Raw genomic sequence first — 13648 nt, 5'->3', positions numbered from 1 at the left:
AATATCAATGGGATAGGCCGGGCTTTTCAGATTCGGACCAAGCACGAGCCCCAGGTGAAGCCACCGCCCATGGCCTCCAGCAGCACCAATTGCCCCGGTTTGATCCGGCCGTCGGCCATCGCTTCGGCCAGGGCGAGCGGCACCGACGCCGCCGAGGTATTGCCATGGCGATCGACCGTCACCACCACCTTGGACAAGTCGAGCCCCAGCTTGCGCGCCGTGCCGTCGATAATGCGCAGGTTGGCCTGATGCGGCACGATCCAGTCGAGGTCGGCCGGGGTCAGGCCGGTGGCCGCCAGGGCTTCGCCCACCACCTCGGCCAGGTTCACCACGGCATGGCGGAACACCTCGCGCCCGGCCATGCGCAGATGGCCGACCGTCTGGGTCTTGGACGGGCCGCCATCGACATAGAGCAGGTCGTGATGGCGCCCATCGGTGTGCAGGTGGGTGGTCAGCACGCCGCGATCGGCGCTGGTCCCGGCCCCCTTGCCGGCCTCCAGCACCACGGCGCCGGCGCCGTCGCCGAATAGGACGCAGGTGGTGCGGTCCTGCCAGTCGAGAATGCGCGAGAAAGTCTCGGCCCCGATCACCAGGGCCCGCTTGTGCTGGCCTGCCTTGATGAAATTGTCGGCCACGGCCATGGCATAGACGAAGCCCGAGCAGACCGCCTGAATGTCGAAGGCCGCGCCTTTGCGCACCCCCAGGCTGGCCTGGACCGTCGCCGCGGTGGCGGGAAAGGTATAGTCGGGCGTCGCCGTGGCCAGGACGATCAGGTCGATGTCCTTGGGCTCGCGCCCGGCCGCCTCCAGCGCCCGGCGCGACGCGGCAATGGCGAGGTCGGAGGTGCATTCGCCCTCGGCCGCGATATGGCGCTGCCTGATGCCGGTGCGGGCGGTGATCCAGGCATCGTCGGTATCGACCATCGCGGCCAGTTCCGCGTTGGACAGGATGCGTTCGGGAAGGTAGGCACCGCTGCCGATCAGCAGCGACCGGGTTACGCCACCAACAGATGTCATGATTGAACCGTCACCTCGGCGGGCACCACCGCTTCGGGGGCCGTCGCGGGTGCTATCCGTTTGAGATCATCGAGAATTTTCGTGGTGAAGTTGCCCAGCGCCAGATCCGCCGCGATGGCGATGGCGGCGGCGAAACCCACGGCATTGGTGCCGCCGTGGCTTTTCACCACCAGGCCGTTCAGCCCCAGCAGGGCGCCGCCATTGTAGCGATTGGGATCGAGGCGCTCGCGCAGGGCCTGCAAGGCCGGGCGGGCCAGCAGGTAGGCGAGCCTGGACCAGATCGAGCGGCGGAAGGTCGCGGCCAGATAGGCCGAGACCAGGCGGGCCGTGCCCTCCTGGGTCTTGAGCGCGATATTGCCGGCAAAGCCGTCGGAGACGATGACGTCGGCCTCGCCCTGGGCAATGCCATTGCCTTCGACGAAGCCGGTGAACTCGAACGGCAGATCGGGCGTCTCGCGCAGGATCTGCGCTGCGCCGCGCACGGCCTCGTTGCCCTTCAGATCCTCGGTGCCGATGTTCAGCAGGGCGACCCGCGGCTTGGCCAGGCCTAAGGACAGGCGGGCGAAGGCGGCACCCATGAAGGCGAATTCGACCAGGTTGCGCTCGTCGCAGCCGACGTTGGCACCAAGGTCCAGCATCACCGATTCGCCGCGCACGGTGGGCAGGAACGAGGCGATGGCCGGGCGGTTGATGGCGGGCGAGGTGCGCAGCAGCAGCATGGCCACGGCCATCAGGGCGCCGGTATTGCCGGCGCTGACCGCGGCCTGGGCCTTGCCGTCGCGCACCGCTTCGCAGGCCAGCCACATGGACGTGCCCTTGCCGCGCCGCATGGCCACGCTGGGCTTTTCGTCGGGCGAAATCTGCGTGGCGGTGTGGACCAGCTCGCTGCAGTCGATCAGCAGGGGCTGGGCCTTGATCAAAGGCTCGACCTTGGCCGCGTCACCGAAAAAGACGAAGCGGAGCTGCGGATAGCGCTCACGGGCAATCGCCGCGCCACCGATCAGCACATCGGGGGCATGGTCGCCCCCCATGGCGTCGATAGCGACGGTGAGCGGGGACATGGTCGCCATGCCCCGTTCTCAGTCGGCGTCAGGCCGTCGTGGTCGCGGCGACGACCTCGCGGCCGTCATAAAACCCGCAAGCGCCGCAAACATGGTGCGGCAGCTTCAGCTCGCCGCAGTTCGGGCACTCGTTGGAGGCAACCGGGGTCAGGGCCAGATGACTGCGGCGCATGTTGCGGCGCGAGCTCGACGTACGTTTCTTAGGAACAGCCATTTTTCAACTCGTTCAGGTTACGGGGACAGGCCCCGCCCAGGAAGGGCACGAACATACACGGAAAGTTCTTGAACTCAAGTCTCTCGGCCACCCTTGAGCACGCTGAAGGGGCGATGGGTGGTCTGCGCCTCGTCGCTGGCTATAGCCTCGTCCTCGGCCCGGTAGGCGGCCGGAATCTCGGCGCCCGGCGCCCGGGGATAGGGATCGAGCGACAACGCCAGCTCTTCGGCCACCAGTTCGCCCAGGTCGACCATGCCGCCGATCAGCGGCTCGGGCGGGTCCTGGGCCTCGGGATCGAACAGGTCGTCGACCGAGAAATTCTCGTCGGGATCCGCCGCACCCGGCTCGAAGACCCGCTCGAAGGCGACCTCGATATGCTCCGGCACCGGCTCCAGCGAGATGATGCAGGCCTGGGTCACATCGGCGACCAGCCGCCCCGACAGGGCCAGGCCGTCGCGCCGATGGGGCCTGACCTCGATCTCCGCGGCCAGCGATTCGACCGAGAGGATGTCGAATCGCGCGGCCAGCAGGGCACATTCCGCGGGGGTGGCGGCCAGTTTCTCGACGCGGCCGCGCGCGCCGACGCTTTCGACCCGCAGGGGCCTGGGAAATTCGGTCTGTTCTGCAGCGGTCATGCCGGCACTTCCTGAGGCAAGGGCGCGGACGGCAGCGTGCCGGCCACGAAAACGTCGAGCGGGGCGGCGGCCAGGGCCGCGGCCTGGGCCCGGACATCGGCCGCCATGGCCGCCAGTGCGGCCGGCGCCACTGCGCGCCCACGGTAGAGATTACGCTGCAATGCCTCGATCAGGGAATCCTCCCCGGCATCGGCCAGGGCGGCGTCATAGGCATTGAGGCGGCCGTAGAAGGCCTGGCCCATCTTCTTCACCCGGTGCTTGACCCCATCGTCGCCGATGCTCATTTCCCGCAGCGAGCGGTCCATGTCGGCGAACATGGTGTCGAAAACCCCCTGGGAAAGCCGACCGATGCGCGGATCGGCCGCGCCTTTGAAGCGGTGCAGCAGCAAGACCACCTGCAGGGTGACCATGTCGAAGCGACCGTCCAGGGTGTCGGCGATCCCCAGATCGCGGTAGAAGACAGGCGCCCGCGCCCGGTTCACCGCGGCGGCGTACAGCGTCGCGGCGACCCGCGCATCCTGCCGGCGAAACAGGCTTGCGAACATGTTGATAGGCACCTCGTCTTTTCGTCTTTGGCTGGTTCGCCGTCGAATTGACAGGTCTGTGGCGCAATGACAAGGTGCCACGTCTTTCTTCATATCGCATGGGGCGCTGTTTCGCCCGCTCCTTGATGGACTTGCTCGCTCATGGCTGCTGACCGCCTTCCCCTGCTGCGCCTGTGTGGCGCTGCCGTTGTCGTTGCGAGCCTTGGCCTTGGCGCTTGCACACCGATTGTCGACGAGCGCGGCTGGCGCCCCGACGAGACCGCGATCACCTCGATCCGGCCGGGTGTCGACAACAAGGAATCAGTGGCCCGGCTGCTCGGCACGCCGTCGACCGTCTCGAATTTCGACGACCAGGCCTGGTACTACATCTCGGCCACCACCGAGCGTGTCGCCTTCCAGCGCGACCAGCTTACCGCCCAGGGCGTGCTGATCGTCAATTTCGACCAGGCCGGCAATGTCACCGAGGTCAGCCGCCTGGGGCTCCAGGACGGCAAGCAGGTGGCGATGAACCCGGACAAGACGCCGACCCTGGGTAACGAATTGACCATCTGGCAGCAATTGTTCGGCAACCTCGGCCGCTTCAATGTGCCCTCCGACGGCGGCCGCGCCCCCCTGCCCGGCGGCAGCAACAGCCCAGGTAATAGGTAACGGGCTTGGCAGCGCGGGCCTCAACCGCCCATAGAAAAAAGCCCCGCCAGAATTGCGGGGCTTTCTTTTTCCGGGCCATTGAAGCCCGGCGCTCGAGGGACGTTCGAGGGCAAGGCCCTCGAACGCCTTCCCATCAAGCCGCGTGGGCCAGGATCGCCAGGAGGAGCAAGGCCACGATGTTCGTGATCTTGATCATCGGGTTGACGGCGGGGCCGGCGGTGTCCTTGTAGGGATCGCCGACCGTGTCGCCGGTCACCGCGGCCTTGTGGGCGTCCGAGCCCTTGCCGCCGTGGTGGCCTTCCTCGATGTACTTCTTGGCATTGTCCCAGGCGCCGCCGCCGGCGGTCATGGAGATCGCCACGAAGATGCCGGTCACGATCACGCCCATCAGCATGGCGCCCACCGCGGCGAAGGCCGAGGTCTGGTCAGCCACCGTCAGCACGACGAAGTAGAGGACCACCGGCGCCAGCACCGGCAGCAGCGAGGGGATGATCATCTCCTTGATCGCCGCCTTGGTCAGCAGGTCGACGGCGCGGCCGTAATCCGGCTTGGCCTTGCCCTGCATGATGCCCTTGATCTCCTTGAACTGGCGGCGCACCTCGACCACGACCGAACCGGCCGCGCGGCCGACCGCGGTCATGCCCATGGCCCCGAACAGATAGGGCAGCAGGCCGCCGATCAGCAGGCCGACCACCACATAGGGGCTGGACAGGTCGAAGGTGACCTTCAGGTCCGGGAACAGGGTCACCAGGTCCTGGGTATAGGCCGCGAACAGCACCAGGGCCGCAAGGCCGGCGGAACCGATGGCATAGCCCTTGGTGACCGCCTTGGTGGTGTTGCCGACAGCATCCAGCGCGTCGGTGGTCTTGCGCACCTCCGGCGGCAGGTTGGCCATCTCGGCGATGCCGCCGGCGTTGTCCGTCACCGGGCCGTAGGCATCGAGCGCCACGATCATGCCGGCCAGGGCCAGCATGGTGGTGACCGCGATGGCGATGCCGAACAGGCCGGCAAGCTGGAAGGTGGCGACGATGCCGACGCAGATGATCACGGCCGGGATCGCCGTCGCTTCCATCGAGATCGCCAGGCCCTGGATCACGTTGGTGCCGTGGCCCGTGGTCGACGACTGCGCGATCGAGCGGACCGGGCGGAAGGCGGTGGAGGTATAGTACTCCGTCACCCAGACCAGCAGGCCGGTGATGGCGAGGCCGATCAGCCCGCAATAGAACAGCGACCGGCCGGTGAAGACATGGCCGCCGCCGGTGATCTCGGTCGTCATGTCGCCCAGCACATACTGGGTGATCGGCCACAGCGCCACCGCCGACAGGACGCCGGTGACGATCAGGCCCTTGTAGAGGGCGCCCATGATCGATTGGCTGGCGCCCAGACGGACGAAGAAGGTGCCGATGATCGAGGTGATGACGCAGACCCCGGCGATGGCCAGCGGGAACAGCATCATCTTGTCCATCAGCGGCGTGCCGATGAAGAAGATCGAGGCCAGCACCATGGTCGCGACCAGCGTTACCGCATAGGTCTCGAACAGGTCGGCCGCCATGCCGGCACAGTCGCCGACGTTGTCGCCCACATTGTCGGCGATCACCGCGGGGTTACGCGGATCATCCTCGGGGATGCCGGCTTCGACCTTGCCGACCAGGTCGGCGCCCACATCGGCGCCCTTGGTGAAGATGCCGCCGCCCAGGCGGGCGAAGATCGAGATCAGCGAAGCGCCGAAGCTGAGCGCCACCAGGGGATCGACGATGCCGCGGCCCGTGGCCCCGGTCTGGAGCAGGACGTAGTAGTAGACGGTGACCGCGAGCAGTGCCAAGCCGACCACCAGCATGCCGGTGACGGCGCCGGCGCGGAAGGCGATGGCGAGGCCGGCGGCAAGCCCGTCGCGCGAGGCGGCGGCGGTGCGGACATTGGCCCGGACCGAGATATTCATGCCGACATAGCCGGTCGCGCCCGACAGCACGGCACCGATCACGAAGCCGATGGCGACGAATTGCCCCAGAAGCCAGAACAGCAGGCCGAAGACCACGATGCCGACGATGGCGATGGTCCGGTACTGCCGGTTCAGATAGGCGCGCGCGCCCTCCTGGATGGCAGCGGCGATTTCCTGCATGCGCACCGTGCCCGCATCACGCGACAACACCGAGCGAGCAGCCCAAATGCCATAGAGCAGCGCCAGTAGGCCGCACCCCATGACGATCCAAAGGCCTAGAGTGGTATCCATGATCTCCCCACACATTTCCCCGAAAGCCAGGCAAACCCAGCCGTACCAGGCAGTTCAATTGTTGGTCGCCCGCCGATTCCGGGAGGCCCCTGCTTCTGCCGGGCGAAACCGTGCCAGAGAACCGCGCGCCCCGCAATCGAGGTTAAGACGCTGGAACCCAGTGCCCGCCTTGTTTTCGCGATCGGTGGGGCGTCAGCCGTGGCCCAGCGCCCGGGCGAGGCGCGCGACCCCTTCGCGCAGCCTGGCGCTGTCGGCGGCATAGCACCAGCGCAGCCAGCCCTCGCCTTCCGGCCCGAAGGCACGGCCGGGCGCCAGGCCCAGGCCGGCCTCGGCCACCAGGCGCTTGGCCAGGGCCACGGAGTCGGTCTGGCCGGCGACCCGGAAAAAGGCGTACATGGCGCCATCGGCCTCCGGCAGATCGATTTCGGGCAGGCTTTTCAGGGCACCGACCACCAGTTCGCGCTTGGCCGCCAGATCGGCCCGCAGCGCGGTGATGTAACCATCACCCTGGGTAATCGCCACGGTCGCCGCCCGCTGGACGAAGTCCGGCACGCAAGAGGTATTGAACTCGATGAGCTTGGCCAGGTCCGCCAGCAGCGACGGCGGCACCACCAGCCAGCCGGCGCGCCACCCGGTCATGCTCCAGGCCTTGGAGAAACTGTTGACGCCGATGATGCGGTCGCCCGCCTCGCCCATCGCCAGGAACGACGGGGCCGACGCCAGCCCCTCGCGATAGACCAGCCGTTCATAGACGTCATCGGCCAGGATCCAGATGCCGTGGCGCCGGCAATGGTCCAGCACGACCCGCTGGTCGCCTGCGTCGATGGTCCAGCCGGTCGGGTTGCTGGGCGAATTCAGCAGCAGAAGCCTGGTGTCCGGGGTCAGCGCCGCCAGCAGCCGGTCGAGGTCGAGCCGCCAGCGCCCGCCGTCGACACCCAGGGGCACGCGGATGACCTCGCCGCCCAGGATGCGCGGGATCTCGACGATATTGGGCCACAGCGGTGTTACCGCCACCACCCGGTCGCCCGGCTCGACCAGGAGCTGGTTGGCCAGCATCAGGGCATTGACGCCCGACCCGGTGACGCCGATGCGCTCGACCGTGAAGGACTTGCCGTGCAGGCCGGTGAGATAGGTGGCGATGGCCTGGCGCAGTCCCGGCTGGCCCAGATTTGGGGTGTAGAAGGTCTCGCCCTGCTCCAGCGACGCCATGGCAGCGCGGCGGATGAATTCAGGGGTCGGCTGGTCGGACTCGCCGAACCAGAAAGCCAGGACATCGGCCCGTCCCATGGCGGCATTCGCCACCTCGCGAATCTGCGAGGCCGGCAGGGACTGTACCCGGGCACGGGAAGCAGGAAACAACGGGGATACCTCTCTCATCTCAGCCTCGGCTGGTCCCACTCACCAGGAAGTGGGCACGGAAAGCCACGTCCTTTACGCAATTTTCTCTCCATCCTCACAACCCAAATCCGTCATGGCCGGGCGAAGTCCCGGCCATCCACGTCGCCAAGCCGCCAATACCGTCAACGGAGGTGCACTGTCCCGACGTGGATGCCCGGCACAAGGCCGGGCATGACGGTTGGGGGGTGGTGCGCGCGTGCCGTAATTTCCTTGACCAGTCAGCCGCGGGAACTGGGCAAGGATCGATGGGTGCTGGTTGGCGCGAGGGCATCAAGCGTTGCATCAAGATCGGCGTCGTCGATTTCTGTAGACTCGCCACACGCCAGCGCGTCGATCCCGGCCTTGAGCCGGGCATGCAGCAGATCGCGCTTCAATTCGTCGTCGGTGAAGTTGATGTTCCGCGTCGGCATTGCCAAACCCTCAGCTATTCAGCGCACGATAACTCTGTTGGCAAAATTTGCCGACAAAGGGGACGGTCAAGAACGCACCTCCACGATCCGCGGCGCCCGCGCGATCAGCGGCAACAGGCACAGCGCCAGCAAGGCCAGGGGCAGCGCGGCGACCGGCACGCTGTGCCAGCCCGAAACATCGAGCAGCACGCCCGAGAGGAACGAGGCGGCCGAGACCGCGCCGAAGACGATCAAGTCGTTCGCCGCCTGGGTCTTGGCGCGCTCGGCCGGGCTGTGGCAGGTGGTGACCAGGGTGGTGGCGCCAACGAAGGCGAAATTCCAGCCCAGGCCGATCAGCACCAGGGCGAACCAGAAACGCTCCAGGGTCACGCCGGTCAGGGCCACCGCGGAACAGCCGAGGATCAGGACCAGGCCGATGCCGATGATGCGCGCGGCGCCGAATCGTTCGATCAGCCGGCCGGTGAAGAACGAGGGCGCAAACATCGCCAGCGAATGCCATTGAATGACGAAGGCGGCGTCCTCGACCGTCAGGCTGCAGGCGACCATGGCCAGGGGTGTCGCGGTCATCACCAGGCTCATCGAGGCATAGGCCGCAACCCCCGTGGTCACCGCCGCGATCATGCGCGGCTGGCGCAGGATGGCCAGCAGCGGCCGGCCCGGGTCCTGGACCGCCTGCGCACTCAAGCCCGGCAGGCGCAGACCGGCCAGCACGACCGCAGCCACCAGGCCCAGGGCGACCACCACCGCATAGGCCCCGGCGAAGGGCAGGCCCAGCACCATGTCCTTGGTGTACTTGACCAGTTCAGGCCCCGCCAGGGCGGCCGCCACGCCGCCGGCCATGACCATGCTGATGGCCCGGGGCAGCCGCTCGGGCGCCGCCGCCTCGGCCGCGGCAAAGCGATAGAACTGGGCATTGGCGAAATACCAGCCCGAGACCAGGGCCGCGGCGACGAACAGCCAGAAACTGCCCTGCCAGATCGCCAGGCCATGGCCGACGCCGCCCAAGGCCCCGGCCGTCGCGCCCAGCATGAACCCCGCGCGCCGGCCATAGCGCTTCTGGATGAACGAGGCCGGCGCAGTGGACAGGGTCGCGCCGACCATCACCGCCGTAATCGGCAGGGTGGCCAGCGACTTGTCGTCGGCCAGCAGGTGGCCGACCAGGCCGTTCAGGGTGAACAGAATCGTCGTCGCCGTGCCGTAGAGCGCCTGCCCCAGGCCCAGCAGCAGGACATTGCGCCGCTCGAAGGGAACCGTCGCCATCCGCTCACCCCTTGATCGGCAGGACGCGCTCGATCAGCACCCCCTGGATCAGGTCGGGGCCAGCCACCTTGACCAGTTCCGCCAGAACCCTGGCCCGGAAGACGGCATCATCAAAATCGGCGGGGCCGGTCTTGGTTTCGATCGGCTCGGTCGAGAAGGCACCCACCAGGGCGGCGCGCATGTACACTTCGCGCTCTTTCAGCGTCTGCGCCGTCGCCTCGTCCTTCACCTCGATCTTGAAGGTGAAGTTGATGTAGTTGCGGAACTGGCCGCCGCGATTGGCCGGCAGGATGACGTTCTTCAATTCGAGATAGGCGACGTCGGGCACGGTCGGCAGCGTTGCCACGGGCGCCGGCGGCGGCATCTGCGTGTCCGGCCCGGCCAGGATGAAGCCCCCGAGGTAGAGCCCGCCGAAGCCCAGCACGGCCAGGACGAGCACGGCGACCACGATAACGATCCACCGTTTCACGAGGCACCTACCCCGTGGCGCCAGCCTGTCCGGCGCAACGCGACATCATGGCCCCCGGCATCGATCACGCGAACCCCCTGCCCCGCCTCGAAGCGGCCGATGACCGTGACCGGGGTGATCGCCGCCAGGGCCGCGAGATCGGCATCGGGGGCCAGCGCAAAGACCAGTTCATAGTCGTCGCCGCCGGCAAGAATGGTCTCGAGCAGGGCCGGGCCGGCGTCCAGGCTGGCCTGCGCGGCGGCCGACAGGGGCACACGCGCCCACTCGATCACGGCACCCAGGGCGGACTGTTCGCACAGATGGCCGAGGTCGGCAATCAGGCCGTCGGAAATGTCGCAGCAGGCATGGGCCTTGCCCTTCAGGGCCTGGCCCAGGGCCAGCCGCGGCTGTGGCAGGCGATAGCGGTCTTCCAGCAGCGCCACGTCGGCGACCGCTGCCCCTGCCAGGCGATGGGCGACATAGAGGGCGGCATCGCCGATCGTGCCCGAGACGCAAACGAGGTCGCCGGCCCGCGCGCCCTTGCGCCGGATCATGGTGCCCGTCGGCAGCTCGCCGATCGCGGTCAGGCTGAAAAAGCCAGGCCCCGGCGTGGACACCGTATCACCGCCGATCAGGGTACCGCCGAAGCGCTTCTGATCGGCAGCGATGCCGGTGGCGAAGCGGGTCACCCAGGCCTCGTCGGCCTGGGCAGGAAAGGCCGCCGCGAGCATATAGGCCCGCGGCCGCGCGCCCTTGGCAGCGAGATCCGACAGGTTCACCCGCAGCAGCTTGGCGGCGATCGCCTCGGGCGGGTCGTCGGCGAAGAAATGTATGCCCTCGACGATCGCATCCTTGGTCAGGACAAGGTCCATGCCCGCCGTCGGCGTCAGCACCGCGGCGTCGTCGCCCAGGCCGAAGGCACCCGGCTCGGCCTGCGCCAGCGGCGCGAACAGGCGGGCAATGATGTCGAACTCATCCATCGCCTCGCCCCGGCCGGATCAGGCGAATTCCGCCGGCCTCAGACGCCGTGCCAGCGTGTTCAGGACACCGTTGGCAAAGGCCGGCTCGCTGCCCGAGAAGAAGGCATGGGCGACATCGAGATATTCGTTGATGACGACCTTGGCCGGGACATCGATGCGCGACAGGAACTCGTAGACCGCGATGCGCAGCAAGGCACGCAGGATGGAATTCAGGCGGTCGAGCGGCCATTCGGCGGTGAGGGCCGGCGTGATCAGGGCATCGACCTCGGCCCGCCGTTCGGACGTGCCCTTCACCAGATCCGAGAAAAACGGCTCGTCGGCTTCGTGCAGGCGCTCGCCCTCGTCGACCTCGACGCCGAAGCGATGGGCGACGAATTCCTTCACCACCCCGGTCGCCGGCCGGCCCGTGACCTCGATCTGATACAGCGCCTGCACGGCGGCGAGGCGGGCGGCACTGCGCGCCGCCTTGCCGCCGCCCTTGGGCCGGCGCGAGGCCGGGGTGCCGCTGTCTTTTTCCGGTGTGGTCACGAGGCAACCCCGAAACGTTTGCGTAAGGAGATCAGGGCCAGCGCCGCCTGGGCCGCCCCCGCCCCCTTGTTGAGGTCGCTGCGCAAAGCGCGCGCCCAGGCCTGGTCCTCGTTCTCGACGGTCAGGATGCCGTTGCCGATGGCCAGGCCCGACGCCAGGCACAGGTCCATCAGGCCCCGCGCACTCTCGCCGCAGACATAGTCGAAGTGGCTGGTCTCGCCGCGGATGACGCAGCCCAGCGCCACATAGCCGTCGATGTGCCGCACCCGGTTGGCGCGGCCGCTGCTGCCGGCGTGGGCGATGCGGATGGCGGTCGGGATCTCCAGGGCCCCGGGCACCGTCACCCGTTCCCAACTGCCGCCGGCCGCCTCGATCGCCTCGGCCGCGCCCAGCAGCATCTCGTCCTGGATCGCCTCGTAGAAGCGCGCCTCGACGATCAGCAGATGCGGCCGCCCGGGCCCCATCTCACCGCCCGAAATCGGCAGGTTGGGATCGCCGGCATCACTGGCATTGGGTCGCATGTCGTCACTCAGTCAAGGTTCAGGTGGCGCTGATCGACGATCTTGAGGTCATAGCCCTCGAGACCGACGACGGTGCGCCGCGTATTGGACAGCAAAATCATCTCGTGGACGCCGAGATCCAGCAGGATCTGGGCGCCGATGCCGTAGTCGCGCAGCTCCCGTTGGGCCAGCGTACCATGCGCCGCCTCGGGGGCGGACGGATTTGCGTGCCGGCTCATCAGGTCCGACAGGGCATTGGGCCTGGTGTCGCGGATCAGCACGACCACGCCGCGCCCCTCGCGGCCGATCGCCTCCATCGCCGCGCCCAGCGGGCTGGGGCGGTCGCGCTGGTCGCCCAGCAGATCCTCGAAGACATTGACCGTGTGCATGCGCACCAGGGCCGGGCCGCCGGTCGACACATCGCCCTTCACCAGGGCGATGTGCTCGCTGCCGTCGACCTTGTTGCGATAGATCAGCGTGCGGAAGCCGCCGCCATGAACCGAGTCGATGTCGGTGGCACCGACGTTGGAAACCAGGTTGTCCCAGCGCAGGCGATAGGAAATGAGATCGGCGATGGTGCCGATCTTCAGGGAATGGAACTGGGCGAACTTCACCAGGTCGGGCAGGCGCGCCATGGTGCCGTCGTCGTTCATGATCTCGCAGATCACGCCGGCCGGGTTGAGGCCGGCCAGGCGCGAGACGTCGACCGCGGCTTCGGTGTGGCCGGCGCGGACCAGCACGCCGCCGTCGCGCGCGACCAGCGGGAAGACGTGGCCGGGCGTCGCCAGGTCCTTGGCGCTTTTGCTGGGATCGATGGCGACGGCAATGGTGTGCGCCCGGTCATGGGCGGAAATGCCCGTGGTCACCCCTTCCCGCGCCTCGATCGAGACGGTGAAGGCGGTCTGGTGGCGCGAGAGATTGTCCCGGCTCATCAGGTGCAGGCCCAGTTGCTCGACCCGCTGCGACGACATCGACAGGCAGATCAGGCCGCGGCCGTAACGCGCCATGAAATTGATCGCGTCGGGCGTCGCCATCTGCGCCGGGATGACCAGGTCGCCCTCGTTCTCCCGGTCCTCGTGGTCGACCAGGATGAACATGCGGCCGTTGCGGGCGTCTTCGATGATGTCGTCGATGGGCGACAGGTACTCGGTCCATTCGTTCATGAACGCCACTCCTGCAGGCGCGCGACATAGCGCGCCAGCACGTCGATCTCGAAATTCAGCTTCGTTCCCGGCGCGATCAGGTCGCGGCGAAAGGTGGTCATCGCCTGGGTATGGGGGATGACGTTGACCCAGAAATTCTGCCCGTCGACCCCGTTGACGGTCAGCGACACGCCATCCAGCGCGACCGAGCCCTTGGCAGCGACATAGCGGCCGAAGCTGTCGGGCGCCGCGATGGTGATGCGCACCGAATCCCCTTCGGGCTCGGTCGAGAGGATCGTCGCCAGGCCGTCGACATGGCCGGCGACAATGTGACCGCCCATCTCGTCACCCACCTTCAGCGAGCGTTCGAGGTTGACCAGGCTGCCGGGTGCCCATTCGCCCAGCTTGGTGCGGCGCAGGGTCTCGGCCGAGGCATCGACCTCGAACCAGCCGCCCTCGCCGGCCGGGCCCTTGTCGACCACGGTCAGGCACACGCCCGAACAGGCGATGGACGCACCGATCGCGACCGAGCCCATGTTATAGGCGGTCTCGAGGCGGAATCTGGTGTCGCCGCGCTGCTCTACCGCAGCGATCCGGCCGACGTCGGTGATGATGCCTGTGAACATGGCCCTG

The 13648-nt window shown here is 67.7% G+C and carries 16 protein-coding genes; 1 reads left to right on the top strand and 15 read right to left on the bottom strand.

Annotated features, from left to right (window positions below):
- Window positions 1–26: 26 nt before the first annotated feature.
- The 5 genes from D3874_RS07955 to D3874_RS07935 form a co-directional block, all read right to left on the bottom strand.
- Window positions 27–1016: a beta-ketoacyl-ACP synthase III gene (locus D3874_RS07955; protein ID WP_119777605.1), complete on the bottom strand. Its 990-nt coding sequence runs from the start codon at window positions 1014–1016 to the stop codon at window positions 27–29.
- On the bottom strand, window positions 1013–2086 hold the full coding sequence (gene plsX / locus D3874_RS07950; RefSeq protein ID WP_233559872.1) for a phosphate acyltransferase PlsX: 1074 nt from the start codon (window positions 2084–2086) through the stop codon (window positions 1013–1015). The genes D3874_RS07955 and plsX overlap by 4 nt, the downstream gene beginning before the upstream one ends.
- Window positions 2087–2105: 19 nt before the next feature.
- Window positions 2106–2291: a 50S ribosomal protein L32 gene (gene rpmF / locus D3874_RS07945; RefSeq protein WP_119777604.1), complete on the bottom strand. Its 186-nt coding sequence runs from the start codon at window positions 2289–2291 to the stop codon at window positions 2106–2108.
- A gap of 74 nt (window positions 2292–2365) precedes the next feature.
- Complete coding sequence (locus D3874_RS07940) at window positions 2366–2926, bottom strand: YceD family protein (RefSeq protein WP_119777603.1); 561 nt, start codon at window positions 2924–2926, stop codon at window positions 2366–2368.
- A complete protein-coding gene (locus D3874_RS07935; RefSeq protein WP_119777602.1) occupies window positions 2923–3471 on the bottom strand; it encodes a ubiquinol-cytochrome C chaperone family protein in 549 nt (182 codons plus the stop codon). The genes D3874_RS07940 and D3874_RS07935 overlap by 4 nt, the downstream gene beginning before the upstream one ends.
- Before the next feature lie 141 nt (window positions 3472–3612).
- On the opposite strand from D3874_RS07935, the gene D3874_RS07930 reads away from it, so the two are divergent.
- Complete coding sequence (locus tag D3874_RS07930; protein WP_119777601.1) at window positions 3613–4119, top strand: outer membrane protein assembly factor BamE; 507 nt, start codon at window positions 3613–3615, stop codon at window positions 4117–4119.
- A gap of 133 nt (window positions 4120–4252) precedes the next feature.
- On the opposite strand, the gene D3874_RS07925 is transcribed toward D3874_RS07930, so the two are convergent.
- The 10 genes from D3874_RS07925 to D3874_RS07880 form a co-directional block, all read right to left on the bottom strand.
- The gene (locus D3874_RS07925) at window positions 4253–6349 is read right to left on the bottom strand and encodes a sodium-translocating pyrophosphatase (protein WP_119777600.1); all 2097 of its coding nucleotides are present in this window, start codon (window positions 6347–6349) and stop codon (window positions 4253–4255) included.
- A 192-nt stretch (window positions 6350–6541) separates the two neighbouring features.
- Window positions 6542–7726 carry a pyridoxal phosphate-dependent aminotransferase gene (locus D3874_RS07920; RefSeq protein ID WP_119777599.1) on the bottom strand — a complete coding sequence of 395 codons (1185 nt, stop codon included), beginning with the start codon at window positions 7724–7726 and terminating at the stop codon, window positions 6542–6544.
- A 239-nt stretch (window positions 7727–7965) separates the two neighbouring features.
- Window positions 7966–8157, bottom strand: a complete 192-nt coding sequence (locus tag D3874_RS07915; protein ID WP_119777598.1) for a hypothetical protein — start codon at window positions 8155–8157, stop codon at window positions 7966–7968.
- Between the two features lie 66 nt (window positions 8158–8223).
- Window positions 8224–9417 (bottom strand): MFS transporter, encoded by a 1194-nt coding sequence (locus D3874_RS07910; RefSeq protein WP_119777597.1) that lies wholly within the window; start codon window positions 9415–9417, stop codon window positions 8224–8226.
- Window positions 9418–9421: 4 nt separating this feature from the next.
- Entirely contained in the window at window positions 9422–9886 is a 465-nt protein-coding gene (locus tag D3874_RS07905; protein ID WP_147385566.1) for a hypothetical protein, read from the bottom strand.
- Window positions 9883–10845, bottom strand: coding sequence for a thiamine-phosphate kinase (gene thiL / locus D3874_RS07900; protein ID WP_119777595.1), 963 nt, complete (start codon window positions 10843–10845; stop codon window positions 9883–9885). The genes D3874_RS07905 and thiL overlap by 4 nt, the downstream gene beginning before the upstream one ends.
- Window positions 10846–10863: 18 nt before the next feature.
- Window positions 10864–11373 carry a transcription antitermination factor NusB gene (nusB, locus tag D3874_RS07895; protein ID WP_119777594.1) on the bottom strand — a complete coding sequence of 170 codons (510 nt, stop codon included), beginning with the start codon at window positions 11371–11373 and terminating at the stop codon, window positions 10864–10866.
- Window positions 11370–11894, bottom strand: coding sequence for a 6,7-dimethyl-8-ribityllumazine synthase (ribH, locus tag D3874_RS07890; protein WP_338016694.1), 525 nt, complete (start codon window positions 11892–11894; stop codon window positions 11370–11372). The genes nusB and ribH overlap by 4 nt, the downstream gene beginning before the upstream one ends.
- Before the next feature lie 8 nt (window positions 11895–11902).
- Window positions 11903–13036, bottom strand: coding sequence for a 3,4-dihydroxy-2-butanone-4-phosphate synthase (gene ribB / locus D3874_RS07885; protein ID WP_119777593.1), 1134 nt, complete (start codon window positions 13034–13036; stop codon window positions 11903–11905).
- Window positions 13033–13641, bottom strand: coding sequence for a riboflavin synthase (locus tag D3874_RS07880; protein WP_119777592.1), 609 nt, complete (start codon window positions 13639–13641; stop codon window positions 13033–13035). Before D3874_RS07880 ends, ribB begins: the two co-directional genes overlap by 4 nt.
- Between the last annotated feature and the right edge of the window lie 7 nt (window positions 13642–13648).

The organism is Oleomonas cavernae (assembly GCF_003590945.1).
Taxonomy (GTDB): domain Bacteria; phylum Pseudomonadota; class Alphaproteobacteria; order Zavarziniales; family Zavarziniaceae; genus Zavarzinia; species Zavarzinia cavernae.
Note: the sequence above shows the minus strand (reverse complement) of the source record. Positions and strands in the feature narration are given on the sequence as shown.

Bases quoted from the DNA above. Each gene is read 5' to 3' on its own strand.
- D3874_RS07955 (WP_119777605.1), bottom strand. From the start codon at position 1,016: ATGACATCTGTTGGTGGCGTAACCCGGTCGCTGCTGATCGGCAGCGGT.
- plsX (WP_233559872.1), bottom strand. From the start codon at position 2,086: ATGGCGACCATGTCCCCGCTCACCGTCGCTATCGACGCCATGGGGGGC.
- rpmF (WP_119777604.1), bottom strand. From the start codon at position 2,291: ATGGCTGTTCCTAAGAAACGTACGTCGAGCTCGCGCCGCAACATGCGC.
- D3874_RS07940 (WP_119777603.1), bottom strand. From the start codon at position 2,926: ATGACCGCTGCAGAACAGACCGAATTTCCCAGGCCCCTGCGGGTCGAA.
- D3874_RS07935 (WP_119777602.1), bottom strand. From the start codon at position 3,471: ATGTTCGCAAGCCTGTTTCGCCGGCAGGATGCGCGGGTCGCCGCGACG.
- D3874_RS07930 (WP_119777601.1), top strand. From the start codon at position 3,613: ATGGCTGCTGACCGCCTTCCCCTGCTGCGCCTGTGTGGCGCTGCCGTT.
- D3874_RS07925 (WP_119777600.1), bottom strand. From the start codon at position 6,349: ATGGATACCACTCTAGGCCTTTGGATCGTCATGGGGTGCGGCCTACTG.
- D3874_RS07920 (WP_119777599.1), bottom strand. From the start codon at position 7,726: ATGAGAGAGGTATCCCCGTTGTTTCCTGCTTCCCGTGCCCGGGTACAG.
- D3874_RS07915 (WP_119777598.1), bottom strand. From the start codon at position 8,157: ATGCCGACGCGGAACATCAACTTCACCGACGACGAATTGAAGCGCGAT.
- D3874_RS07910 (WP_119777597.1), bottom strand. From the start codon at position 9,417: ATGGCGACGGTTCCCTTCGAGCGGCGCAATGTCCTGCTGCTGGGCCTG.
- thiL (WP_119777595.1), bottom strand. From the start codon at position 10,845: ATGGATGAGTTCGACATCATTGCCCGCCTGTTCGCGCCGCTGGCGCAG.
- ribH (WP_338016694.1), bottom strand. From the start codon at position 11,894: ATGCGACCCAATGCCAGTGATGCCGGCGATCCCAACCTGCCGATTTCG.
- ribB (WP_119777593.1), bottom strand. From the start codon at position 13,036: ATGAACGAATGGACCGAGTACCTGTCGCCCATCGACGACATCATCGAA.
- D3874_RS07880 (WP_119777592.1), bottom strand. From the start codon at position 13,641: ATGTTCACAGGCATCATCACCGACGTCGGCCGGATCGCTGCGGTAGAG.